General features: G+C 69.9%; 23 protein-coding genes and 1 riboswitch. Of the genes, 12 read left to right on the top strand and 11 right to left on the bottom strand.

Going from position 1 to position 22,818, the window contains the following annotated elements:
- Positions 1–76: 76 nt before the first annotated feature.
- Positions 77–1,195, bottom strand: coding sequence for a methyltransferase domain-containing protein (locus tag AB0H54_RS32560; RefSeq protein ID WP_357350741.1), 1,119 nt, complete (start codon positions 1,193–1,195; stop codon positions 77–79).
- A gap of 14 nt (positions 1,196–1,209) precedes the next feature.
- Between AB0H54_RS32560 and rfbC the strand changes: the two genes are divergently transcribed.
- The gene (gene rfbC, locus AB0H54_RS32555) at positions 1,210–1,773 is read left to right on the top strand and encodes a dTDP-4-dehydrorhamnose 3,5-epimerase (RefSeq protein ID WP_357350739.1); all 564 of its coding nucleotides are present in this window, start codon (positions 1,210–1,212) and stop codon (positions 1,771–1,773) included.
- Here the strand turns inward: rfbC and AB0H54_RS32550 are convergent.
- The 4 genes from AB0H54_RS32550 to AB0H54_RS32535 are packed head-to-tail and all read right to left on the bottom strand — an operon-like array spanning position 1,751 to position 5,449.
- On the bottom strand, positions 1,751–2,785 hold the full coding sequence (locus AB0H54_RS32550) for an SDR family oxidoreductase (RefSeq protein ID WP_357350772.1): 1,035 nt from the start codon (positions 2,783–2,785) through the stop codon (positions 1,751–1,753). The two genes, rfbC and AB0H54_RS32550, sit on opposite strands and share 23 nt — an antisense overlap.
- Positions 2,786–2,787: 2 nt before the next feature.
- Entirely contained in the window at positions 2,788–3,438 is a 651-nt protein-coding gene (locus AB0H54_RS32545; protein ID WP_357350737.1) for a PIG-L family deacetylase, read from the bottom strand.
- Positions 3,435–4,211 (bottom strand): glucose-1-phosphate cytidylyltransferase, encoded by a 777-nt coding sequence (locus AB0H54_RS32540; protein WP_357350735.1) that lies wholly within the window; start codon positions 4,209–4,211, stop codon positions 3,435–3,437. The genes AB0H54_RS32545 and AB0H54_RS32540 overlap by 4 nt, the downstream gene beginning before the upstream one ends.
- The gene (locus AB0H54_RS32535) at positions 4,208–5,449 is read right to left on the bottom strand and encodes a class I SAM-dependent methyltransferase (protein WP_357350733.1); all 1,242 of its coding nucleotides are present in this window, start codon (positions 5,447–5,449) and stop codon (positions 4,208–4,210) included. Before AB0H54_RS32535 ends, AB0H54_RS32540 begins: the two co-directional genes overlap by 4 nt.
- A 480-nt stretch (positions 5,450–5,929) precedes the next feature.
- Here AB0H54_RS32535 and AB0H54_RS32530 point away from each other — a divergent pair, with 480 nt between their 5' ends.
- The gene (locus tag AB0H54_RS32530; RefSeq protein WP_357350731.1) at positions 5,930–7,423 is read left to right on the top strand and encodes a sugar transferase; all 1,494 of its coding nucleotides are present in this window, start codon (positions 5,930–5,932) and stop codon (positions 7,421–7,423) included.
- A 42-nt stretch (positions 7,424–7,465) separates the two neighbouring features.
- On the opposite strand, the gene AB0H54_RS32525 is transcribed toward AB0H54_RS32530, so the two are convergent.
- The 3 genes from AB0H54_RS32525 to AB0H54_RS32515 are packed head-to-tail and all read right to left on the bottom strand — an operon-like array spanning position 7,466 to position 10,683.
- Positions 7,466–9,097 carry an ABC transporter permease gene (locus AB0H54_RS32525; RefSeq protein ID WP_357350729.1) on the bottom strand — a complete coding sequence of 544 codons (1,632 nt, stop codon included), beginning with the start codon at positions 9,095–9,097 and terminating at the stop codon, positions 7,466–7,468.
- Positions 9,094–10,032 carry an ABC transporter ATP-binding protein gene (locus tag AB0H54_RS32520; RefSeq protein WP_357350727.1) on the bottom strand — a complete coding sequence of 313 codons (939 nt, stop codon included), beginning with the start codon at positions 10,030–10,032 and terminating at the stop codon, positions 9,094–9,096. Before AB0H54_RS32520 ends, AB0H54_RS32525 begins: the two co-directional genes overlap by 4 nt.
- 3 nt (positions 10,033–10,035) lie before the next feature.
- Positions 10,036–10,683, bottom strand: coding sequence for a TetR family transcriptional regulator (locus AB0H54_RS32515; RefSeq protein ID WP_357350725.1), 648 nt, complete (start codon positions 10,681–10,683; stop codon positions 10,036–10,038).
- A gap of 118 nt (positions 10,684–10,801) precedes the next feature.
- Here AB0H54_RS32515 and AB0H54_RS32510 point away from each other — a divergent pair, with 118 nt between their 5' ends.
- The 4 genes from AB0H54_RS32510 to AB0H54_RS32495 all read left to right on the top strand — a co-directional run bounded on the left by AB0H54_RS32510 (position 10,802) and on the right by AB0H54_RS32495 (position 15,536).
- Positions 10,802–11,383, top strand: coding sequence for a TetR family transcriptional regulator (locus tag AB0H54_RS32510; RefSeq protein ID WP_357350723.1), 582 nt, complete (start codon positions 10,802–10,804; stop codon positions 11,381–11,383).
- Positions 11,380–12,558 carry an NADH:flavin oxidoreductase gene (locus tag AB0H54_RS32505; RefSeq protein WP_357350721.1) on the top strand — a complete coding sequence of 393 codons (1,179 nt, stop codon included), beginning with the start codon at positions 11,380–11,382 and terminating at the stop codon, positions 12,556–12,558. The genes AB0H54_RS32510 and AB0H54_RS32505 overlap by 4 nt, the downstream gene beginning before the upstream one ends.
- Positions 12,555–13,529, top strand: a complete 975-nt coding sequence (locus AB0H54_RS32500) for an NAD-dependent epimerase/dehydratase family protein (protein WP_357350719.1) — start codon at positions 12,555–12,557, stop codon at positions 13,527–13,529. The genes AB0H54_RS32505 and AB0H54_RS32500 overlap by 4 nt, the downstream gene beginning before the upstream one ends.
- Positions 13,530–13,604: 75 nt before the next feature.
- Positions 13,605–15,536 (top strand): acyl-CoA dehydrogenase, encoded by a 1,932-nt coding sequence (locus AB0H54_RS32495; protein ID WP_355278491.1) that lies wholly within the window; start codon positions 13,605–13,607, stop codon positions 15,534–15,536.
- Here the strand turns inward: AB0H54_RS32495 and AB0H54_RS32490 are convergent.
- The 3 genes from AB0H54_RS32490 to AB0H54_RS32480 all read right to left on the bottom strand — a co-directional run bounded on the left by AB0H54_RS32490 (position 15,533) and on the right by AB0H54_RS32480 (position 18,550).
- Entirely contained in the window at positions 15,533–16,138 is a 606-nt protein-coding gene (locus tag AB0H54_RS32490) for a phosphatase PAP2 family protein (RefSeq protein WP_357350717.1), read from the bottom strand. The two genes, AB0H54_RS32495 and AB0H54_RS32490, sit on opposite strands and share 4 nt — an antisense overlap.
- Before the next feature lie 31 nt (positions 16,139–16,169).
- Complete coding sequence (locus AB0H54_RS32485) at positions 16,170–17,048, bottom strand: nuclease-related domain-containing protein (protein ID WP_355278486.1); 879 nt, start codon at positions 17,046–17,048, stop codon at positions 16,170–16,172.
- A 113-nt stretch (positions 17,049–17,161) separates the two neighbouring features.
- The gene (locus tag AB0H54_RS32480; protein ID WP_357350715.1) at positions 17,162–18,550 is read right to left on the bottom strand and encodes a DUF2252 domain-containing protein; all 1,389 of its coding nucleotides are present in this window, start codon (positions 18,548–18,550) and stop codon (positions 17,162–17,164) included.
- 122 nt (positions 18,551–18,672) lie between these two features.
- On the opposite strand from AB0H54_RS32480, the gene AB0H54_RS32475 reads away from it, so the two are divergent.
- From AB0H54_RS32475 to AB0H54_RS32450, 6 genes are all read left to right on the top strand, one after another.
- Entirely contained in the window at positions 18,673–19,308 is a 636-nt protein-coding gene (locus tag AB0H54_RS32475) for a CDP-alcohol phosphatidyltransferase family protein (RefSeq protein WP_355278481.1), read from the top strand.
- A gap of 42 nt (positions 19,309–19,350) precedes the next feature.
- A complete protein-coding gene (gcvH, locus tag AB0H54_RS32470; RefSeq protein ID WP_355278478.1) occupies positions 19,351–19,749 on the top strand; it encodes a glycine cleavage system protein GcvH in 399 nt (132 codons plus the stop codon).
- 178 nt (positions 19,750–19,927) lie between these two features.
- Complete coding sequence (locus tag AB0H54_RS32465) at positions 19,928–20,413, top strand: FHA domain-containing protein (protein ID WP_110041099.1); 486 nt, start codon at positions 19,928–19,930, stop codon at positions 20,411–20,413.
- Positions 20,414–20,483: 70 nt separating this feature from the next.
- Positions 20,484–21,275, top strand: a complete 792-nt coding sequence (locus AB0H54_RS32460; RefSeq protein ID WP_357350712.1) for a MerR family transcriptional regulator — start codon at positions 20,484–20,486, stop codon at positions 21,273–21,275.
- A 155-nt stretch (positions 21,276–21,430) separates the two neighbouring features.
- Positions 21,431–21,904: a bifunctional nuclease family protein gene (locus tag AB0H54_RS32455; RefSeq protein ID WP_019046780.1), complete on the top strand. Its 474-nt coding sequence runs from the start codon at positions 21,431–21,433 to the stop codon at positions 21,902–21,904.
- A gap of 169 nt (positions 21,905–22,073) precedes the next feature.
- On the top strand, positions 22,074–22,631 hold the full coding sequence (locus AB0H54_RS32450) for a MerR family transcriptional regulator (protein ID WP_355278472.1): 558 nt from the start codon (positions 22,074–22,076) through the stop codon (positions 22,629–22,631).
- Positions 22,632–22,706: 75 nt separating this feature from the next.
- Positions 22,707–22,806: riboswitch (glycine riboswitch) on the top strand.
- Positions 22,807–22,818: the final 12 nt, after the last annotated feature.

The raw sequence follows: 22,818 nt of genomic DNA, 5'->3' as shown, positions 1-22,818 counted from the left end.
GCGACACTGCACCCGGCGCGACGTTGGGCACGTCGAGTATCCCACGGGTGCGGCGCCGCCGCCGATCAGCGAAAGATCATCTGCGCCACAGTGTTCCGGGCACGGCATCGACCGCGCGGGCCTGCGGTCCGGCCGGATCGTCGACGAACCAGCGGCCGTCGAGGGCAGGCAACAGCGCGGTGACCTCGTCGAACAGATCGGGCAGCGTCAGCAGGACGGCGTCCGGATCGGCCGCGACGAGGTCGGCGGGGGAGACGATCGGGACATCGGTGCCCGGCATCCGGCCGCCCTGTTTGGCGGGCGAGGCATCGGCGATCCCGGCGAGCAGGCCGCGATGCGCGCCCGCCATCGCCAGCAGCGCGACGGCGCGCGAGGCCGCGCCGTAGGCGTACACCCGGTCGCCCCGGGCAGCCCGGTGCTCGAGCCAGGCGCGCAGGGCACCGACGTGCTGATCGACCACCCGCTGCAACGTGCCGGTGGCCGGGACGGCGGCCTCGGCGGCGCGGATCGCCGCGACAGTGTGATCGGCGTCGTGGTCGCCGTGCCGGGCGGCGAGCAGCATGGTGCCGCCGTAGAGCTCGAACCGCCACCCGGCGACCACACTCATCCCGGCCGCGCGCAACAGGGTGTCCAGCGTGGCGAGGGTGTAGTAGGCGAAATGCCCGTGCCGCAACGCATTCCACTGTCCCTGCGCGAGGATCGCGGCCAGTGAGTGGTACTGCACCAGCAGGACGCCGCCGGGTGCGGTGGCGGCCGCGCGGGCCGCGAAGGCCGCACGCTGGTCGGGTTCGTGCATGATGCCGAAGCAGTCCAGGACCACGTCGGCGGGCCCGTCGGCGGCGGTGAAGCCACGCTCAGTGAGCAATGGCAGCCAGGTCCCGCCGTGCGGGCTACCGAACTCGGTCACCGTCGTCCCCCGCAGCAGCCCCGCCGTGTCGACGAGCCGGACCGCCTCGGAGGCTTGTTCGCGCAGGGCCAGTGGCTCGAGACCGCGGGGTTCCGCGGTGACGGTGTCGTCGTCGGCGAGCTGCGCCAGCTCACATTCCGCGCAGCGGTCCATCCGCAACGGATGGCCGGACTCGGTGGGGTCGACCGGGGTGTCGTGCGGCGGGAAGTGATCGGCGGCGGGCACCGAGCCCAGATCGAGAACGGTGGTGAGGGCGGTACTTCCGCAGCCGCGGCACCGGCGGGTCATGACAGGATGTCCTCGTGCGTATCGAGCGGACCGAGCTGGCCGACGTAGTGGTACTGGTTCCCGAACCGTTCCGGGACGAGCGCGGACTGTTCACCCGCACCTTCGACGCCGCGGAGTTCGACGCCCACCTCGGCGTCGACGGTGCCGCGGCGAGTTTCGTGCAGGACTCGCAGTCGCGGTCCCGGCGCGGGGTGATCCGGGGCATGCACGGGCGCGGCGGCCGCGGCGAGGCGAAACTGGTCCGCTGCGCGCACGGCGCCGTGCACGACGTCCTCGTCGACATCCGGCCCGGCTCGCCCACTTTCGGCGCGCAGCAGGCGTTCCGGCTCGACGACGCGGACTTCCACCACCTGTACGTGCCGCCCGGCTTCCTGCACGGCTTCCAGGCGCTGACCGAGGTCGCCGACGTCTGCTACCGCATCGACCGTCCGCACGACCCGGCCGAGGATCTCGGGGTCGCCTACGACGACCCCGACCTGGCGATCGGCTGGCCGCTGCCCGTCGGCGTCGTCTCCGCGCGCGACGCGCAGGCGGGCAGCTGGTCGCGGCTGCTGGCTACGCTGGGGTCGTCGCACTGATCCGGCGCAACCGCGCGTCGAGTTCGCCGGTGTCGCACAGCTTGCGCAGGTGCGGCAGCCGGGTGAACCGCTGGAAGAAGTCGTCGGCGGTCAAGCCACGGGCGGTGTATTCGCGGTAGAGCTCCGCGGCCCCGGCCGGCACCGTCCACCGCGCCTCGTAACCGAGCACCGTCCGCGCGGCGGAGAAGTCGACCCGATAGGACCGCGGGTCCGCGCCGTTCTCGCCGGTGATAAGCAGCCGCGACCCCGGCACCGTGTCGACGACGGCGGCCGCGATCTCGGCCACGGTCAGATTGTTGACCTCGGCGCCGATATTGAAGGCGCGGCAGGAAATGTCGGCCGCCGGCGCGGTCAGGCAGGTCGCGAACGCGGTCGCGATGTCCTCGGCATGCACCAGCGGCCGCCACGGTGTTCCGTCGGAGAGCACCTTCACCTCGCCGGTGAGCACCGCGTAGCCGACCAGGTTGTTGAGCACGATGTCGGCGCGCAGCCGGGGCGAGAAGCCGAACGCCGTCGCGTTGCGCAGGAAGACGGGCGTGAAGTCGGCGTCGGCGAGGGCGGCGACATCGTCCTCGACCCGCACCTTGCTCTGCGCGTACGGGGTGATCGGGCGCAGCGGGGCGTCCTCGGTGACCAGATCGGCACCGGCCGCGCCGTACACCGAACAGGTGGAGGCGTACAGGAACCGTGCCACCCCCGCCTCTTTCGCCAGCCGCGCCAGCCGCACCGACGCGTGGTGGTTGATGTCGTAGGTGATCTCCGGGGCCAGCGCGCCCAGCGGATCGTTCGACAGCGCCGCCAGATGGATCACCGCATCGAAGCCGCGCAGCTGGTCGACGGTGACCTCGCGCAGATCCACGGCCACCTCGTCGGGATCACCGGCGAAGTCGCCGAGCAGGCAGTCGGCGAAGTAGCCGATGTCCAGACCGGTGACGCTGTGTCCCGCCGCCCGCAGCACCGGCACCATCACGGTGCCGAGATAGCCCTGGTGCCCGGTGACCAGTACCCGCATGTTCACGTCCGTTCCCATCTGATGATCGCCTTGTCCAGCACGAACGCCTCGGCGTAGGGCGCGTGGCACTGCACGCCACGCATCCGGGCCAGACCGAGGAAGGCCTCTTCGTCGAACCAGTCGCGGCCGGTCTGCGACGGATAGTGCTCGTGCAGCAGCCGCGACTTCTCCCGCACGAGTTCCCGGGTCAGCGGGTGGTACAGGGTGGGTGCGGGAGTGTCGGTCTCCCATTTGAGGATCTCGTAACCGAGGGTCAGGTGGTCGCGGAACTCGGTGGGCACCAGCTCGGCCAGCAGCCGGTGGTCCTGGTGGGCGTCACCGCGCTGCGGCGCGAACACCACGTCGGGTTCGCCCGCGCGCCGGAAGCGGGCCAGCGCGTCCTTGATCCGGTCCCAGTGCGCCGGTGCGCGGCCGTCGGGAATGTCGAGTACGTCGAGTTCGGGCTTCGTGCCGGAGCAGAACGCGGTCAGCGCCGCGCGTTCCTCGTCCTCGCGCGCGGTGCCGCCACCGGACAGCACCAGGGCCCTGACCTCGAGCTCCGGGTCGGCGCCGGTGAGGGCGAGCAGCGTCGCGCCCAGTCCGATCGCGATGTCGTCACAGTGCGCGCCGAGCAGCGCGATCCGGCGCGGCGGACGGGGGAACAGCCCGATCACCCCTGCTCCCACACCATCCACGGCCGCGAGCCGTTGCGGTAGGCGTCGTCGAGTTCGGCGCGTTCCTTGAACGTGTCGGCCGGCTTCCAGAAGCCCAGATGCTGATAGCCGAACAAGCGGCCCTGCCCGGCCAGCGCGCCGCACGCGTCGGCGACCAGATCGCCGCCGGGCGGGAGCAGATCGAAGATCTGCTGGCCGAGGACGAAGTAGCCGCCGTTCTCCCACAGCGGCATCCGGGCCACCGGCATGATCTCCTTCACTTCACCGGCCGGGGTGATGTCGACACAGTGGAACGAGGACTGCGGCGGGACCACCATCATCGATGCCGCCGCGCCCGAGGCGTGGAAGCTCTCGATCATGGTGTCCAGTGGGGCGTCGGTGAGCACGTCGGCGTAGTTCGCCAGGAAGTACTCGTCGCCGTCGAGATGCTGCCGGACCCGGCGCAACCGCTCGCCGATCGCCGACTCCACCCCGGTGTCGACGAAGGTGATCGACCAGTCGCCGATATCGCTGCCCAGCAGCTCCACCTGACCGTTGCGGATGACGAAGTCGTTGGACGCCGACTCCTGATAGGTCAGGAAGAAGTTCTTGATGTGCTCGGCGCCGTAGCCCAGGCACAGGATGAACTCCTTGTGCCCGTAGTGCGCGTAGTAGCGCATCACGTGCCACAGCAGCGGCCGCGGCCCGACCAGCTGCATCGGCTTCGGGACGATGTCGTCGGAGCCGCCGCGCATGCGCATGCCGTATCCGCCGCAGAACAACACGACCTTCATCGGTTCACCTTCGTTTCCGTGCCCGCGCGGTGCAGCACCGGCAGCGGATAGACCAGTTCGCCGCCCCAGTCGCCGACATGGCGCAGCTGGGCGGTGATCTCGGTTTCGAGATTCCACGGCAGGACCAGCACCACGTCGGGCCGGTCGGCATCGATGCGCTCGGGGGGATGGATCGGAATCCGGGTCCCCGGCGTGAATCGCCCGTGCTTGTAGGGATTGCGGTCCACGGTGTACTCGAGCAGGTCGGGCCGGATGCCGCAGTAGTTCAGCAGGGTGTTGCCCTTGCCGGGCGCACCGTAGCCGACGACCCGCCTGCCCTGCTCCCGGCAGTCGAGCAGGAAGCGCAGCAGCTCGAGCCGGACCCGCTCGGCCCGGACGCCGAGTTCGGCATAGCCGGCCGGGACGTGCAGGTCCGCGGCCCGCTCGAGCGCGAGGACCTCGGCCACGCGCGCGGTCGGCACCGCGACCGGGTCGGGGCGGGCCCACACGCGGATCGACCCACCGTGGGTCTCCAGCAGTTCCACATCGACCACCGTCAGCCCGGCGACCGCCAGTGCGCGCTGGGCCGAATGCACGGTGTAGTACTGGAAGTGCTCGTGATAGACCGTGTCGAACTGGCCCAGCCGCACCAGGTTGAGCGCGTGGTGCACCTCGATGCTGAGCCAGCCGTCGTCGGCGAGCAGGGTACGCAGCGCGTGGGTGAAACCGCGCAGGTCGGGGACGTGCGCGTAGACATTGTTCGCGACCACCAGATCGGCGGGCCCGTGCTCGGCCCGCACCCGCGCGGCCGACTCCGCGTCGAGGAACGCGGTCTCGGTGGGGACGCCCGCCGCCCTGGCCGCCGCGCCGACATTGACCGACGGCTCGATGCCGAGGCACGGGATGTCCCGGGCCACCGCATGGCGCAACAGGTAACCGTCGTTGCTGGCGACCTCGACGACGAACGAGTCGCTGCCAAGTCCCAGCCGCTCGGTCGCGGTGGCGACGAACCGCTCGGCGTGGTCGACCCAGCTGCGCGAGTACGAGGAGAAGTACGCGTACTCGGTGAAGGTCTCCTCGGGGGTGATCAGCGCGGGGATCTGCAACAGCAGGCAGTCCCGGCACAGCCGCAGGTGCAGCGGATAGGTCGCTTCCGGCAGGTCGAGCTGGGCCTCGGACAGGAAACTCTCGCACGGTGGGGTCGCGCCCAGATCGAGCACGCTCACGAGCCGATCGGAATCGCAGAGACGACACTGCACGCGGGGTCCACCTTCTAGCTGTTCGATCATCGCGGCCGCTGCCGGACATGCCGGACGTCGGCGCGGCGAGCTCAGACGTTACAACCGGGGGGCGCGGGGGGCCATTCGAAACCGCTGGGAGCGAAACCGATTCGTGGTATGTTTCGAGGTTGGGGCTGTTCGCGGGCATTTCGGCAAATTGTCGGCGACAACAGCGAGACCTCGGGGAATTGTGACTCGTCCCACCGGGGAAATCAAATGTCCTGCAATCATGTTTGATAGCCATGATTATCCGTGTGATAGCCATGTGATTGCCGTCATACTCGGCAACCATATGGAATGCACTGTGGCACATACCCTTCGGGAAGAAGTCCACTCGAGACTCTGTAACAATCATCGGACGGGTATCGAATCGACGGGCAGAGCGGCCGAGCAGGGGCAGCTTTTTCGGTCGACGGCGACCGGAAATTGATTCGTCTCCCGAGGGGGAGGTGTGGGTTCATGAGCTTCGAGCTCGCCGGTGGCAGCGATGTCGATGTGGTCAACGGTGTCCGAGTGCTGCGCCGAACGCAGCGCGAGAATTGGCAGGCGGCGTACCTACAACGCCTGGCCGCCACCGATGTCGTGGCCGTGTTCGCGGCCGTCGTCGCCGCCCAGATCCTGCGCTTCGACGGCCCCGCCGCGCCGCCGCTGGCCTGGCCGCTGCCCTACGAGATCGGCTACTCGGTGGTATCGCTGGCACTGGCCGCGGGCTGGCTGGCCCTGCTGCACGGGACCCGCACACCGCAGGTGATCGGCTCCGGCAGCGAGGAGTTCCGGCGGCTGGTCTCGGCGACGATGCGCTTGTTCGGGGTGCTGGCCATCCTCGCGCTGCTGCTCCGGGTCGAGGTGGCGCGCGGCTACCTCGCCATCGCGCTACCGGCCGGGTTGTTCGCCCTGATCGTGGGCCGGGTGGTGTGGCGACTGCGGCTGCGGCGCTGGCGCGCCCAGGGGCGCTGTCACACCGCGGTGCTCGTGGTCGGATCGCCGGAGGCCGCGCAGGCGATGGCCGGCGCCTTCACCGACGACCCCGGCTCCGGCTACCGGATCGTGGGTGTCTGTGTGCCCGCCGGCACCGGGGACGGGCGCTTCGCCACCGTCGACGGGCCCTCGGTCCTCGGCGACGATCGGTCGGTGCTCGAGGCGGTGCGCCGCAGTGGCGCCGACTCGGTGGCCGTCGCGGCGACCGAGCACCTCGGCCCGGTCGAGTTGCGCCGCATGGCCTGGGAACTGGACCCGCTCGGCGTCGACCTGATCGTGGCGCCGGGCGTGGTCGACATCGCCGGTGTCCGGCTCACCAACCGGATCGTCGCGGGCATGCCCATGCTGCACATCGACGGGCCGCGCTACGACCACGCCAAGTCCAGCCGCAAAGCACTGTTCGACTTCTGCTTCGCCGCCACCGTGCTGCTGCTCATCGCGCCCATGCTGGCGGCCATCGCGATCGCGGTGCGCACGACGAGCGCGGGACCGGTCTTCTACCTGTCCGAACGGATCGGCCGCGACGGCATCCCGTTCCGGATGATCAAGTTCCGCAGCATGCTGGTCGGCGCCGACCGCGCGGTGGACGCGCTGATCGAGAGCAACGGCGGCAACCCGGTCTTCTTCAAGGTGAAGGACGACCCGCGCGTCACCCCGGTGGGCCGCTTCCTGCGCAAGTACAGCCTCGACGAGCTGCCGCAGTTCTTCAATGTGCTGCGCGGGGACATGAGCGTGGTCGGGCCGCGTCCGCAGGTCCAGCGCGAGGTCGACAGCTACGACGGCGAGATGCGCCGCCGGCTGCTGGTGAAGCCCGGCGTCACCGGGCTGTGGCAGGTGAGCGGGCGTTCGGATCTGTCCCCGGAGGATTCGGTACGTCTGGACCTGTCCTATGTCGAGAACTGGTCGATGGTCCTCGACCTGGTGCTGATCGGCCGCACCATCGGCGCGGTCACCCGCGGCGACGGCGCGTACTGACCACCGGGGTGGTGCGCGACGCACACCACCCCGGCTTCCGGCTCAGCGCAGGTCGCGCCGTCGGAAAGCGGTGAGCCCCACGGTGATTCCCGCCACGGCGATGAGCAGCAGCCATCCGATCGGGATGATGTCGAACGCCGCGCCCGGCAGCTTCGGCGGATGCACGAACGGCACCAGATCCATCAGCCACTGCGGGAAGGTCCCCAGCGCGCCGAGCAGGACCACGACGATCATCGCGCTGAGCACCGCCCAGGCCAGCGACGCGTATTTCGGGACCACCCCGAACAGCAGCAGCGCGATGGCGGTGACCACCCACACCGCGGGCAGCTGCACGGCGACCGCGCTCAGCGATTCACCGAGCTTGCCGACGACGTCGCCGTCGGTGGCGCCCCAGACGACACCGATGCCCAGACCCGCCACCAGCAGGGTGACGGCCGGACCGGCAAGCGCGAACAGCAGGTGGCTCGACGCGTAGCGCACCCGGCCCACCGCCGCCGCGAGCACGCTCTCGGCGCGGCCGGAGTTCTCCTCCTCGTGCAGGCGCAGCACCGCCGACACCGAGTACGCGGCGGCGGCCGCGGCGAGCATAGTGATGGCGTAGGCGATGAACGACTTCTCGAGGTCGGTCGATCCGCCCATCGAGGTGACCACGTCCCGCAGGGTGCCACTGTCGCCGAGCATGCCGCCGATACTGTTCACCGCGCCGCCGATCAGCAGACCGTACAGGCCGAAACCGACCGTCCAGGCCAGCATCGACCCCCGCTGCAACCGCCACGCCAGCCCGACCGGACCCGACAGCGCGGCACCCGCGACGGCCGGACCGGGGCGTTCGGCCAGCAGGCCGGCACCGAGATCGCGGGTCCGCAGCAGCTGGTAGGCGAGCAGCGTCGCGCCGGTGGCGACGACGGCCAGCGGCACCAGCACCCACCAGCGTTCCTCCGCGTACGGCCGGATCTGCAGGCACCAGCCCAGCGGCGAGAACCACGACAGCACACCGTTTCCGGCGTCGCCGACCGCGCGGATCGCGAACGCGGCACCCAGGGTGCCCAGCGCGACGCCGCGCGCGATCCGCGCGCCGTTGCTCAACTGCGCGGCGACCGCGGCCACCGCGGCCCAGACGACGCCCGACGCGGCAAGCGCCGCACCCCAGGCCACCGACCCCGCGACCGGCAGATCGGCCGCGAGCAGCGACGCGGTACAGGCGATTCCGGCCACCGCCGACGCGCCGAAGGTGAGCAGCAGCGCCCCGGTGAGCCCGGCGAAACGGCCGATGCTGGTGGCGCCGACCAGTTCGGCGCGCCCGGTCTCCTCCTCGACCCTGGTGTGCCGGATGACCGTCAGCACAGCGGCGATCGCGATCATCGAATACATCGCCCCGGCCTTCCAGGTGCCGATGCTGCCGAGCGAGGAGTTGAACACGGGACCGTACATGGCCAGCAGCGCCGGGCTCGCCGCGGTGGTCGCGGCGAAGCTGTCGAGCTGCTGCTGGGTGGTGTAGAGGTCCTTGATCGAGACGATCTGCAGGGCCGGCATCAGCCCGATCAGCAGCGACCACAGCGGGGCGATGATCCGGTCGCGGCGCAGATACAGCCGCAGCATCTGCGCGGTGCCCGCGAATTCGCCTGCGGTGCGGGTGGTTCCGAGGAACCCGGGGGAGGCGGCGATGGTGGTCATGCCCGCACCTTCTCCCCGGTGGCGGCCGCGCCGTCGGCCTCGACGTGGTAGTGCCGCAGGAACAGGTCCTCGAGGGTCGGCGGTGCGCTGGTGAGGCTGCGCACGCCCGCGTCACCCAGGACCCGGATGAGCCGGCCGAGGTGGTCGGCGTCGACCTGGCAGCGCAGGGTCGAGCCGTCACGTTCGACGTCCTCGACGCCGGGCAGGGCGCCGACATCGCCCGGGTCGCCGATCAATTCGGCCGTGATCGCGGTGCGGCTCAGGTGCCGCAGCTGGTCGAGCGAGCCGGTTTCGACCGTGCGGCCCGCGCGGATGATCGTCACCCGATCGCAGAGATGCTCGACCTCGGACAGGATGTGGCTCGACAGCAGCACCGTCGCCCCGCGGGCGGCGGCCTCGCGCACACGGTCCTGGAAGATCCGCTCCATCAGCGGGTCCAGGCCCGAGGTCGGCTCGTCGAGGATCAGCAGATCGGCGTTCGCCGAGAACGCCGAGACGAGGGCGACCTTCTGCCGGTTGCCCTTGGAATAGGTGCGGGCCTTCTTGGTCGGGTCCAGCTCGAACCGCTCGATCAGTTCGGCGCGGCGGTTCTCGTCGAGTCCGCCGCGCATCCGGGCGAGCAGGTCGATCGTCTCGCCGCCCGACAGCGACGGCCACAGCGTGACATCGCCTGGGACATAAGCGATCCGGTGATGCAGGGCGACCGCGTCGGTCCACGGGTCGCGGCCGAACAGGGCCGCGTCGCCACCGGAGGCGCGCAGGACTCCGAGCAGAACGCGGATCGTCGTGGACTTGCCTGCGCCGTTGGGTCCGAGGAAACCGTGGATCTCGCCGGGGCCGACCAGCAGGTCGAGTCCGTCGAGCGCGGTGAATCGGCCGAAAGTCTTACGCAGGTCATGGACTTCGATGACCCGATCGGTGGTGGGGGAGGGCATCGTCTACTCCTCGATGAGGCTGTCGAGCAGAGTCGAATCGGTCAGCATGCCTTGGGTGTAGAGCTCGAGTGCCGGGAAGGTGGTCAGATCCGAGAGGTCCCGGATCGCCTTGCGGTAGTCGAGCTTTCCCTCGCGCTGCATTCGCATCTGCAGATAGAGGTTGGTGGCTCCGACGTGGCAGAGCACGATGTATCTGGCCCGGGCCGCGGGGTCGCGGCTGGGTTTGAGCTGGCCCGCCTCGACGGCGGCCTGCATGTAGTCCTGCGCGTCGTCGACCATGTGCTCGAGCAGGGACTCGGCCAGGGCGCCGCCGGCTTGGAAGCTGCGCAGCATGTAGGCGAGCAGCGGGGCGTACATCTCGATCTCGGCCAGGGCGGTGAGCATTCCGGCGGCACCCTGCGAGCGGATGACGCGGAGCTTCTCGTCCCGGATGAGCTCGAGTACGCGGTCGTCGCAGGCGGCGCGCAGGCCGTCCTTGGAACCGAAGTGATGGTTCACCAGGCCGGGGGAGACTCCGGCCGCCGCGGCGATCGCCCGGACACCGACACCGAAACCCTGTTCACCGAACAGGTCGATCGCGGTATCGCGAATGCGGGCCATGGTCGTCAGATCGGCGGTGGATCCTTGCGGTACGGGCTGTTGGCTGAACACATGTTCAATATACTAAACACTCGTTCAATCCGCGAGCAAGAGTTTCCGGCGAACCAGTTATCAATCAATGTTTGAAATAGTGATTGAAACAACGATGGAAATCTGGTTGGCTGACGGTATGGGATCAATCGGTACGAAGCCCCGCGACGCGCGGTCGGTGGAGACGCGGGAGCGGCTGCTCGCGGCGGCGGAGGAACTCCTGCTGACACAGCCGTCGGCGGAGGTCTCGGTGCGGGCGGTGTGCGTCGCCGCCGAGACCAATCCGGCCGCCGTCCACTATCACTTCGGCAGCAAGGACGCACTGGTGGCGGCGCTGCTCGAGGATCGGCTCGCGCCGCTGTGGGCCGAGCAGCTCGGTGCGGCGGCCCAGCGGGAGGCCGAGCTCGCCGAGGTGGTGGACGCGGTGATCGGCCCGCTGGCGGAGCTGGCCGCGGATCCGCGCGGCCGCCTGTACCTGCGGCTGCTCGCCGAACTGGTGCTCGGCCGCCGCGAAGTGGGCTGGACCGGGGACTGGTTCCAGCTCGACTCCTGGGTGCGCTTCCTGCCCGACCTGGACCCCGCCGAGGCGCAGCGGCGGTGGCTGCTCGCCTTCGAGGTGCTGATCATGCGCTTCGGCGCGGGCCACGCGCCGTCGGCGGGCAGCGTCGCCACGCTGCGCGATTTCGTGCTGGCCGGACTCGCGGGACCGGGTGCGCGATGACCGATATCTTCGCCCCGGCCACCCTCGGCCCGATCACCCTGCGCAACCGCGTGATCAAGGCCGCCACCTTCGAGGGCCGCACCCCGGACGCCCTGGTCACCGACGAGCTGATCGAATTCCATCGCCGCATCGCCGCGGGCGGTGTCGGCTTGTCGACCGTCGCCTATTGCGCGGTCGCGCCCGAGGGCCGCACCGACCGGCACCAGATCTGGATGCGCCCCGACGCGGTGCCCGGACTGCGCAGGCTCACCGACGCCATCCACGCCGAGGGCGCCGCGGCCTCGGCGCAGATCGGGCACGCCGGGCCGGTGGCCAACGCCGCGTCCAATCGCGTGCCCGCGCTGTCGCCGAGCAGGCTGTTCTCCCCGCTCGGGATGAGCATGACCCGGCGCCCCGACGCCGACGGCATCGCGGAGCTGGTCGCCGCGCATGTGCGCAGCGCCCTGCTGGCCGAGGAGGCCGGGTTCGACGCGGTGGAAATCCATTTCGGCCACAACTACCTGGTGAGCGCCTTCCTGAGCCCGCTGCTCAACCGGCGCCGCGACGGCTACGGCGGCAGCCTGGCCAACCGGGCGCGGCTGGCCAGGGAGATCGCCGAAGGGGTGGCACGTGCCGTCGGCGGTCGGCTGGCCGTGCTGGCCAAGCTCAATATGGACGACGGTGTCGCCGGTGGTCTGCGCCCGGCCGAATCCGTGCAGGTCGCGCAGATGCTCGAGGCCGACGGGACCCTCGACGCGCTCGAACTGACCGCGGGCAGCTCGCTGCTCAACCCCATGCTGTACTTCCACGGCGACGCACCACGGCGGTCCTTCGCCCGCACCTTCGGGCCGCCGCTGAGCTGGGGCCTGCGCGTGGCCGGACCGATGTTCCTGCGCGAATACCCCTACCGCAGCGCCTATCTGCTCGAGCGCGCCCAGCTGTTCCGCGCGGCACTGCGCATGCCGCTCGTGTTGCTCGGCGGCATCACCGACTACGACGGCATGCGGCTCGCCCGCACCGAGGGCTTCGAGTTCGTCGCGATGGGCCGGGCGCTGCTGTGCGAACCCGACCTGCCGCGCCGGATCGCGGCCGAGACCACGACCACCGCCGCCTGCACCCACTGCAACGAGTGCATGCCGACCATCTTCACCGGCACCCGCTGTGTGCTGCCGATCGCCGAAGGAAACCTGTCGTGAGAATCGCCGTCACCGGGGGCACCGGCTATCTCGGTGCGCCCACGGTCGCCGCCCTGCTCGCCGATGGTCACGAGATCCGGCTGCTGGTCCACCCCGGCGAATCGCTGGACCGGTGGTGGCCGGAGTTCGCGCACGACCGCGACCGCATCACCGTCGTGCGCGGCGACCTGCGCGACAGCGACACGATCACCGCGCTGCTCGACGGCTGCGCGGCCGTGCTGCACGCGGCCGGTGTGGTCGCCACCGACGACCGCCGCGAACCGCTGATGTGGCAGGTCAATGTCGACGCCACCGCCGAACTCCTGTGCCGCGCGGCCCTGGCCGGCCTCGACCCCATCGTGCACGTGGCCAGCTACAGCGCGCTGTTCCCGTGCCCGGACCCGGTGATGACCCCGGACAGCCCCACCGCGACGGGCCGCAGCGCCTACGGCCGCACCAAATCCGCCGCGGACCGGGTCGCCCGGGCACTGCAGCGCAGCGGCGCGCCGGTGGTGATCACCTATCCCTCCAGCGTGATCGGACCGGGTCTGGCCGGCACCCGCGGCATCACCGAGCGCGGCTGGAACACCATGCTGCGCAGCGGATTCGCGCCCCGGCTCGACGGCGGGATGGCGATGATCGACGTCCGCGACGTGGCCGAGCTGCACGCGGCGGTGATGGTTCCCGGCCAGGGGCCGCGCCGGTACCTGTGTGGCGGCCACCAGGTCCCGTTCGACACCGCCATCGACCTGCTCGCCACCGCCTCCGGCCGCCGGATCCGCCGGATTCCGGTGCGCCCCGGCATGTTCCGGGCGCTGGGCCGCGCCGCGGATGTCGCGTCGCGGTTCGTCGAGGTCGACGCCGCGTTCGGCTACGAGGCGGCGTGGCTGCTCACCTCCGACACCCCGACCGACGATTCGGCCGCGCTGACCGAGCTCGGACTGACCTGGCGGCCCACCGAGAGGTCCATGCGGGACATGTTCGCCGCCTGAGCACGCGGCGTCGGCACGATGTGAGGGAGAACGCGAATCCGCCGCCGGGCCGCGTGCACGGATTATGGTCGAAGTATGGCTACCGGCAACTCGACGACGGCAGAACATCTCCGCGCAGCGCTGGACGGACCGTGGCGCGCGGTCCGGGACCAGGCACGAGTCCAACTCGCCGACGACCGCTTCACCGGCGATCCCGAACTCGACATCCACGCCGCCAGGGCGCGCGTCCTCGACCAGATGCGGGTCATCGCGACCATGGGGTATCCCGAGCGCGGCTTCCGCTCCGAGAACGGCGGGACCGGCGACCCCGGCGGCGCGGTGACGGGCCTGGAGATGCTGGCCTACGCCGACCTGTCGCTGTGGGTGAAATCCGGTGTGCAGTGGGGCCTGTTCGGTGGCGCCGTGGAGAATCTCGGCACCGAACGGCACCGCGACTACATCAAGCGGCTGATCTCCCTCGACCTGCTCGGCTGCTTCGCGATGACCGAGTCCGGCCACGGCAGCGACGTCGCCAACCTGGAGACCACGGCCACCTACGACCCGGCCACCCAGGAATTCGTGATCAACACCCCGACCCCGTCGGCGCGCAAGGACTACATCGGCGGTGCGGCGGCACACGCCCGCATGGCCGCCGTGTTCGCCCAGCTGATCACCGGCGGTGAGAACCAGGGCGTGCACTGCCTGCTGGTCCCCATCCGCGACGAACTCGGCGCCGACCTGCCCGGCGTGACCACCTACGACGACGGCCTCAAGGGCGGGCTGCCCGGCGTGGACAACGGCCGGATCGTGTTCGACCAGGTCCGGGTGCCCAGGGAGAACCTGCTCAACCGCTATGCCGACGTCGAGCCCGACGGCACCTACTCCTCGGAGATCGAGAACCCGAGCCGCCGCTTCTTCACCACGCTGGGCACGCTGGTGCGCGGCCGGGTGAGCGTCGGCGGCGCGGCCGCGGCGGGCGCGCGGGTGGCGCTGAGCATCGCGGTGCGCTACGCGCTGGCCCGGCGCCAGTTCGCCGACCCCGACACCGGCGCGGAAACGCTGCTGCTGGACTACCGCAGCCACCAGCGCAGGCTGCTGCCGCTGGTCGCCAAGTCCTTCGCGCTGGCCTTCGCCCAGAACGACCTGGTCCGCCGGATGGACCTCATCCAGAGCGGCCGCGACACCGAACCGGGCGCCCAGCGCGCGCTGGAGAAGCGCGCCGCCGGTTTCAAGGTCGCCCAGACCCGGCACGCCACCAGGGCCATCCAGGAATGTCGCGAAGCCTGCGGCGGTGCGGGATATCTCACCGAGAACCGCCTCGTCACGCTCAAGGCCGACACCGACGTGTTCACCACCTTCGAAGGCGACAACGTCGTCCTCACCCAGCTCGTCGCCAAGGAACTGCTCACCGCCTACTCCGACGAGGTCCGCGATCTCGACGCGCTGGGCTGGGTGAAGTTCGCCGCCACCATGGCCGGTGACGTGGTGCGCAAGCGCTCCGGGGTCCGTCAGCTGATCCAGACCCTGCGCGATCGCTCCGACGAATCCGTCGACGAGGGCGACCTGTCCAAGCGCTCGGTGCAGCTGCAGCTGTTCGCCGACCGCGAGGACTACCTGCTGCGGACCGCCGCGCACCGGCTGCGGGCCAGGGCCGCCGACACCGGCCCGTTCGAAGCGTTCAACAACGCCCAGGACCACATCCTCGCCGCGGGCGCCGCGCACATCGACCGGCTGGTGCTCGAGGAGTTCGTCGACGGGATCGCCGCCATCGACGACCCCGACGCCAAGGCGCTCGCCGAAACCGTCTGCGACCTCTACGTGTACGCCACGCTGGAGGAAAACCTGTCCTGGTACATCATGCACCGGTTCATGTCGGTGGAGCGGGCCAAGGCGGTGCGCCGCGGCGTGAACGAACTCGTCGACCGGTTGCGTCCGGACGCGCTGACCCTGGTCGAGGCGATGGGCGTGCCGGAGACCATGCTGCGCGCCGAAATGCTGCACGACGCGAGCGTTTTCGACCGGAGCTAACGCGTCCCGGCGCGCAGTCGCTCGGCGAGCAGGCACAGTGCCATCGTCAGCGACGCCGCCGCTGCCGCCCCACCGAGCACATCGGTGGGGCGGTGGTAGCCGAGCACGACCATGCCGGGCACGATCGCGGCGAGCGCGAGCACGGTGAGCGTTGCGATCACGACCCGCGCTGTGAGAGTGGTCACCAGGCACGCGAAAGTCGTTGCGACAGCAACCATATGGACCGTGTGGCCGCTCGGGTAGGCGAGGTAGTCGTGCATCCGCCTGTCCCACAGCGGTTTCAGCACCACGGTGTTGATCACCAGCGCGAGCTCGGGGACCACGAGCATGGTGACCGCCGCCCACCATCGGCGCCGCACCGCGAACCAGCCCACCGCCGCCAGCAGCAGCACCAGCACGACCGGCGCATTGCTCGGCGCGACCAGCACCTGTGCCAGGCCGGGGGAGACCGCCGCGGTGATCGGGTCGGCGACGGCCGCGTCCAGTCCGGACGGTCCGCCGTCGGCGGGGAAGGTCAGCGGCAGCGCGGCGGTGAGCGCCGCGCCTGCCCCGATGGCCGTCGCGCGGACGACGGTGCTGCGCGGGGGAACGTGGTCGATCACCGACGCGACGATAGCCGCCGCGGGTGACGTCTCAGGCGGGGCCGTAGGTGAGCACCGCGGTCACCACGAACCACAGCACCCACGCGATCGCCACGATCATGCCGATCGCCAGGGTGATCCGCAGGAACGCGCGACCGAAGTCCAGGTCGCCGTCGACCCGCGGGTAGAGCTTCCACGGGCTGTACCAGGGGGCCACCAGGCCGCGCGAGGCCAGTTCGCGCTCGAGCTGGGCCTGTTCCTCGGCGTACTGCTCGGCCTGGGCCTGGGTGGGGCCACCGTGCCACAGCGTCACATCGATCGGGCCGAGGAAACCCTCGTTGAGCAGGTCCTGCGGCGCGGGCAGGAACGGCAGGATGCCCAGGCCGCGGAAGGCGATGGCGATGTCGTTGGCCGTCCAGAGGTTGTGTTCCTTGGCGGCCAGCATCTCGAAGTACTGCTCGAGCCGGTGCGGATCGTCGGTGACGATCACGTCGAAACTCGGATCGTTCCAGCCTTGGTGCACGTCGATCTGCGCGCCCGGCTGCGGCACGATGACGCCGAGCCCGTGCACGGCCCGCTGCCCGAGCCCGCGTGCGGCGAGATAGTCCTGCAGGGCGAAGGTGTGTTCCCGCGAGCGCTCCAGCGGTGTCGACTTCTCGCCGCCGGTGAACTGGGCGAGCTCGCCGGAGACCATCCACGGACCGTTGAGCGGGATCTCCAGCACCCCGTCCTGCGGCACCGCGAAGGTCTCGGCCTCGATGATCACGCAGCTGGTCGGTGTCCACACCACCGCGTCGAGCTGGTGCAGCCGGTCGTTGTGGAACAGGCCGCAGTTGATCGTGGCGACGCCGTGCGGGCTCGACGGGTCCTTCCACGTGCGCAGCCAATCGATGAGTGCGAGCTCGGCATCGGTGCCTGCCGCATTCTGCACGCGCACGAGCATGGAGTCCGCCCTTCTGGGTCGTTGGCGCCGCGGGCCGAGAACCGTTGGCGTACATCGTAGCTCGACAACCGGTGGATGCCCGGCAGGACGCCGGGTGGTGTTCAGCTCGGTTCGGCGGCGATCTTGCCCGCCGCGACGGCGGCGACCAGTTCGGCGTGGTCGGCCTCGGTCCGATCGGCATAACGTACCGCGTAGGCGGCCACGGCCTCCTCGAACGCGTCGTCGTCGGCTTCGAGGTAGCCGGCCAGGGTGCGCGGGTCCAGCGAACGCGAGTGCGCCCGCGCCAGCAGCGCGCCCGCGAGCCTGCCGTAGTCGTCGAGGTCGTCGGCCGAGAGCCCGGCCGGGTCGATGCTGCCCTTGAGATTGCGGAACTGGCGCACCACGAACGGCAGCGGCTCGTCCAGGTCGACGGTGGTCCAGCCGAGCAGGATGTCGGTCTCGGACTGCACGCTGCGCGCGCCCGCCACGATGCGCTCGCCCTCGTGGCGCGGCGCGACCGGCGGCAGGAACGGGGCCAGCGCGGACGGCCTGGCCTGCTTGACCTGTAGCACCAGCGACTCGCCGTCGTTGCCGTGCAGCAGCGCCACATAGCTGTGCAGGCCGACGCTGCCGGTGCCGACGATCCGGAAGGCCACATCCGAGACCGCGAAGCGGGCGAGCAGGGCGCGACGGGACTCGCGGATGGTGCTCGCGTAGCGCTCGAGGCCGTCGATCACGGCGTCGGCGACCGGCGCGTCGACCGGGGTCAGGATCGGCGGGTCGCTGACGAAGCGGTGCTTGCGGATGCCGGTCTCGTGATCGTCGAGGTGCTCGGTCCACTTCGCCACGACCTTGGCGCTGGTGTTCTTGCGTGCCTTCTTGGCGGCCTTCTTGAAGTCGTCGATCAGGTCGTCGGCTTTGGCCGAGCCCAGGATCGACTCGTCGGGCAGCGCGGTCCAGGACTGCATGAACGGCATCTCGGCGAGCTCGCCCGCGGTCTGCCGGTAGAAGCGGGCGGCGTCGCGCGCGGCGCGCACGCAGTCGTCCTCGGCGGCGCCGCTCTCGCGCCCGGCCAGCACCAGGCTGGCGGCCAGCCGCCGCAGGTCCCATTCCCAGGGCCCGAGCACGGTCTCGTCGAAGTCGTTGATATCCATCACGATCTCGCCGCGCTGGGTGCCGTAGAGGCCGAAATTGGCGGCGTGCGCGTCGCCGCAGATCTGGGCGGGCAGCCCGCTGTCGGGGCCGGCGGCCAGGTCGGCCGCCATCAACCCGGCGGCGCCGCGGAAGAAGGTGAACGGCGACGCGGTCATCCGGCCGATCCGCAGCGGGATCAGCCGCTCGATCCGGCCCTCGTTGCTCGCCTCGACGAACTCGAGCACCGTCGGCCGGTCGGGGCTCTCGACTACCCGGTCGGCCGCGTCGAACGGCACGCGCTGCCGGGCGGCGCGGCCGCGCGCGCGGGCGTCCTCGGCGGAAACGTAGGAGCGCAGATCTGGACCACTGTCGGACACAACCGCCCAGGCTAGCGGGTCGGGGGACGGTGGGCATCGCGACCGCGTGGCAACCGGACACGCCCGAAGGTTTTCGGCGTGGCCGGATGGCGCGAGCGGGGGTTCGTGCGGTATGCAGGGGCGTGGCAACCGAATCGGGACCGCCGGGCATCAACGACACCGAAACCGGTGGCGTGTTCAGCGACCGCATCCTGACCGTGCCCAATGTGCTGAGCCTGCTCCGGCTGATCGGTATCCCGATATTCCTGTGGTTGATGCTGGTCCGCCATGCCGACGGCTGGGCGTTCACCCTGCTGATCGCCAGCGGTGTCACCGATTTCCTCGACGGCAAACTCGCCCGCCTGCTCGACCAGTCCTCGCGGCTCGGCGCGCTGCTCGATCCACTGGTCGACCGGTTATACCTCGTGACGACGCTCGTGGCGTTCGTCGCACGCGGGCTGATCCCGTGGTGGATCGCCGTGATCCTGATCGGTCGCGATCTGGTACTCACCGTGACCCTGTCGGTATACAAGCGCCGTGACCTGCCCGCGCCCGAGGTGATCTACCTGGGCAAGGCGGCCACCTTCGCGCTGATGTCGGCCCTGCCGTGGCTGCTCACCGGGGAGATGGACTGGGCAGGGGCGGGTTTCGGGTGGGCCTTCGGCTGGGCACTGCTGATCTGGGGTACCGCGCTCTACGTCTGGACCGGGGTGCTCTACGCGGGGCTGGCGGTCGCGGTCGCGCGATCGATACCGCCTGTGCCGCACCGCGGGAGCTAGTCGATACTCTTGCGTGCAACGTTGACGACGAAAGGACGTCCAGTGACCCGGACCCCCGAGGATCTGCGCTACACCGAAGAGCACGAATGGGTGCGGCGGACCGGCCCCACGGCGGTTCGTGTCGGTATCACCGACTACGCCCAGTCACAGCTGGGTGACGTCGTGTTCGTACAGCTGCCCGACGTCGACAAGGACGTGACCGCGGGCGAGAGCATCGCCGAGGTCGAGTCGACCAAGAGCGTGTCCGACATCTACGCCCCGCTGGGCGGCAAAGTCGTTGCGGTGAACGAGGATCTGGTCTCGGCACCGGAGACGCTGAACACCGATCCGTACGACGAGGGCTGGCTGTTCGAGCTCGCCTTCGACGACGCGGCAACGCTCGATTCCGCACTGGGTGAACTGCTGGATGCGGCGGGTTATCAAGGAGTTATCGGGGGCTGAGCAAGCCTTCACAGTTCTCCCTGCACGGGTACGCCCCGGCAGGGTACGGTCAAAGCCAAGCGGATACGTCGGGGAATCGACGCCGGGATCTTTTTCCTGGCGATGTGATCGCGCCGGTCGTGTCGCCGAATACAGCACCTGCTTGCATGGATAATCAGGTTCGAGGAGGAGAGAAACGGTGAGCGAGAACAGGGACCCGGGTTACGGGGAGACCGCGGCCGAGACGACGTCGGTCTTCCGCGCGGACTTCCTCAACGAGGTCGACGCGTCGCGCTCCGGAGAGCCGACCGGCGAACAGCCGGTGCAGGGCGTCGAGGGCCTGCCGGTCGGCGCGGCTCTCCTGGTGGTCAAGCGCGGCCCGAACGCGGGCTCGCGCTTCCTGCTGGATCAGCCGACCACCTCGGCCGGTCGCCATCCCGACAGTGACATTTTTCTCGACGACGTCACCGTCAGCCGCCGGCACGCGGAGTTCCGTCAGGACGACGACTCGTTTCAGGTCGTCGATGTGGGCAGCCTCAACGGCACCTACGTCAACCGGGAGCCGGTGGACTCCTCGGAGCTGCAGAACGGCGACGAGGTCCAGATCGGCAAGTTCCGGCTGGTCTTCCTGACCGGTCCGCGCGCGCAGGCGAACGAGTCGGCGTCGGGCGCGGGGTCGCGATGACCCCTACGGTGCTGGTGTCCGTGCTGGGCGCAGTGCTGTGACGGGGGCGGCGCAGTGGGCGCGCGGAGGAATGTCGATCGGCTCCGTGCTCGACCTGCTGCGACCAGATTTTCCTGACATCACCATCTCGAAGATCCGGTTCCTCGAATCCGAGGGCCTGATCCGGCCGGAACGAACGCCGTCGGGGTACCGGCGGTTCTCGGTGGCCGACTACGAGCGGCTGCGCTTCGTCCTGACCGCGCAACGCGATCAGTACCTGCCGCTGAAGGTGATCAAGGAGCAGCTCGAAGCGATCGACAGCGGTGCGGCGACCCTGGGCGTGCGTGAAGCGCGTGCCAGGGCGCACTCCCACCACAGTGCCGCGGAGGCCGGGCAGTCGCGCTCCGGCGCCGCGCGCGCGGAGACCGACGGCGAGGCCAGTCCGGCCCCGCCCCGTCGGCTCGGCGTCGTCCCCGGCGAGATCACGCCGGAGGAATTGCGCTTCGACGTCGGGGTCCGGCTCACCCGGGCCGATCTGCTCGCCAAGGCGGGCATCGACGACCGTTTCCTCGACGACCTGCTGCGCGCCGGACTCATCGTCCCCGGCGCGGGCGGCTTCTTCGAATCCGACGCGGTGACGCTGGCGCACGCGGCCAAATCGATGGCCGAATTCGGCCTGGAGGCCCGGCATCTGCGGGCGTTCAAGCTGGCCGCCGATCGGGAAGCGGCCCTGGTCGCCCAGATCGCCGCGCCGATCGCCAAGAGCCGTGACGCCGACGCGCGCGCCCGCGCCGAGGAGACCGTCCGCGAACTGGCGGCCCTGTCGCTGAACCTGCACGCGGCGCTGGTGAAGGCGGCCGTGCGGGCCGCGCTCGGCAACTGACACACCCGGCCACCGGATCGGGTATCACCCCGGCAACACGCCGATTTCGGCTCGGGCGTCCGCGTTGCACCGCCCGGAATTCGCCTAGACTCGTGGTTACGGCGAGCTGGGCAGCGGTCCTGCCGGTCGGCGGCGAGTATGGGAGGCAAGAACTCATGAGCGAGATGCGCGTCATCGGCATCCGTGTCGAGCAGCCACAGAACCAGCCCGTGCTGCTGCTGCGGGAAGCGGCGGGCGAGCGCTACCTGCCGATCTGGATCGGGCAGGCCGAGGCGACCGCGATCGTGCTCGAGCAGGAGGGGGTCACGCCGATCCGCCCGCTCACTCACGATTTGATCAAGATTCTGATCACCGAACTCGGGCACACCCTCAAGGAAGTGCGGATCGTCGATCTGCAGGAGGGCACCTTCTACGCCGATCTGGTCTTCGACGGCGACCTGCGGGTCTCGGCCCGGCCCTCGGACTCGGTGGCCATCGCGCTGCGCGTCGGCTGCCCGATCTTCGCCGAGGAGCCGGTCCTGGCCGAGGCCGGGCTGGTGATGCCCGACGAGCGCGAGGACGAGGTGGAGAAGTTCAAGGAGTTCCTCGAGTCCGTCTCGCCCGACGACTTCAAGGCCACGGACAGCTGATTCACATCACGATCTTCTAGACCTGAAGTAGAGGTCGAGGGAATCGCCGCGCGCGGTGCTTGGTGCGACAACAGTGCAGGTCCGACAATGGCAGGAGTAACCTCGAAAGTCGGGCAACATCCGTCGTGACTCCGGTACTCGAGAACGTCGGCAGAGCAAGGAGTGGTCAGTGGAAGAGCAATCGCAGGATGTGGTGCAGCCTGGCTTGTTCCCGGACGACTCGGTTCCGGATGATCTCGTCGGCTACCGGGTGCCGAGCGCGTGTCAGGTCGCGGGCATCACCTACCGGCAACTCGACTACTGGGCCCGCACCGGGCTGGTCGTCCCGTCGATCCGTGGCGCCGCCGGGTCGGGCAGTCAGCGGCTGTACTCGTTCAAGGACATCCTGGTCCTCAAGATCGTGAAGCGACTGCTGGACGCGGGCGTCTCTTTACAGAACATCCGGATCGCCGTCGATCACCTGCGCAGCCGCGGCGTGCAGGATCTGGCCGGGATCACGCTGTTCTCCGACGGGACCACGGTGTACGAGTGCACTTCGCCCGAGGAGGTCGTCGATTTACTGCAGGGCGGGCAGGGTGTCTTCGGGATCGCGGTCAGCGGCGCCATGCGGGAACTGACCGGGGCGATCGCCGACTTCCCGGCCGAACGGGCCACCGAGATCACCGATCGACCCGAGGACGAACTGTCCTTCCGCCGCAAGGTGCGGGAGAACCGTAAGACCGGGTAGTGACGAGCACTACACCCCCGGCGTGCCCCAGGTGGCGCGGCCGGGGGTTTGCTGCATCTAGACTTGATGACGCGTCGCCGCCGTGCGGGAGAGTCCCGGAGTCGTGAGAGTCCGGGCGCCGAAGGAGCAGCACCTCCCCGTCAATCTCTCAGGCAACAGGGACCGCACGGTGATTCGACGCCTCTGG

It is taken from the genome of Nocardia sp. NPDC050718 (genome assembly GCF_040654235.1).
In the GTDB taxonomy this organism is placed as follows: domain Bacteria; phylum Actinomycetota; class Actinomycetes; order Mycobacteriales; family Mycobacteriaceae; genus Nocardia.
The sequence above is the reverse complement of the archived record's forward strand: the minus strand, read 5'-3'. Positions and strand labels throughout refer to the sequence as shown.

What these genes read in the sequence shown, in the direction of transcription:
- AB0H54_RS32540 (WP_357350735.1), bottom strand. Translation starts at nt 4,211, where the DNA reads ATGAAGGTCGTGTTGTTCTGCGGCGGATACGGCATGCGCATGCGCGGC.
- AB0H54_RS32505 (WP_357350721.1), top strand. Translation starts at nt 11,380, where the DNA reads ATGACCGATATCTTCGCCCCGGCCACCCTCGGCCCGATCACCCTGCGC.
- AB0H54_RS32455 (WP_019046780.1), top strand. Translation starts at nt 21,431, where the DNA reads ATGAGCGAGATGCGCGTCATCGGCATCCGTGTCGAGCAGCCACAGAAC.
- AB0H54_RS32495 (WP_355278491.1), top strand. Translation starts at nt 13,605, where the DNA reads ATGGCTACCGGCAACTCGACGACGGCAGAACATCTCCGCGCAGCGCTG.
- AB0H54_RS32530 (WP_357350731.1), top strand. Translation starts at nt 5,930, where the DNA reads ATGAGCTTCGAGCTCGCCGGTGGCAGCGATGTCGATGTGGTCAACGGT.
- AB0H54_RS32560 (WP_357350741.1), bottom strand. Translation starts at nt 1,195, where the DNA reads ATGACCCGCCGGTGCCGCGGCTGCGGAAGTACCGCCCTCACCACCGTT.
- AB0H54_RS32550 (WP_357350772.1), bottom strand. Translation starts at nt 2,785, where the DNA reads ATGCGGGTACTGGTCACCGGGCACCAGGGCTATCTCGGCACCGTGATG.
- AB0H54_RS32510 (WP_357350723.1), top strand. Translation starts at nt 10,802, where the DNA reads ATGGGATCAATCGGTACGAAGCCCCGCGACGCGCGGTCGGTGGAGACG.
- AB0H54_RS32460 (WP_357350712.1), top strand. Translation starts at nt 20,484, where the DNA reads ATGTCGATCGGCTCCGTGCTCGACCTGCTGCGACCAGATTTTCCTGAC.
- AB0H54_RS32520 (WP_357350727.1), bottom strand. Translation starts at nt 10,032, where the DNA reads ATGCCCTCCCCCACCACCGATCGGGTCATCGAAGTCCATGACCTGCGT.
- AB0H54_RS32525 (WP_357350729.1), bottom strand. Translation starts at nt 9,097, where the DNA reads ATGACCACCATCGCCGCCTCCCCCGGGTTCCTCGGAACCACCCGCACC.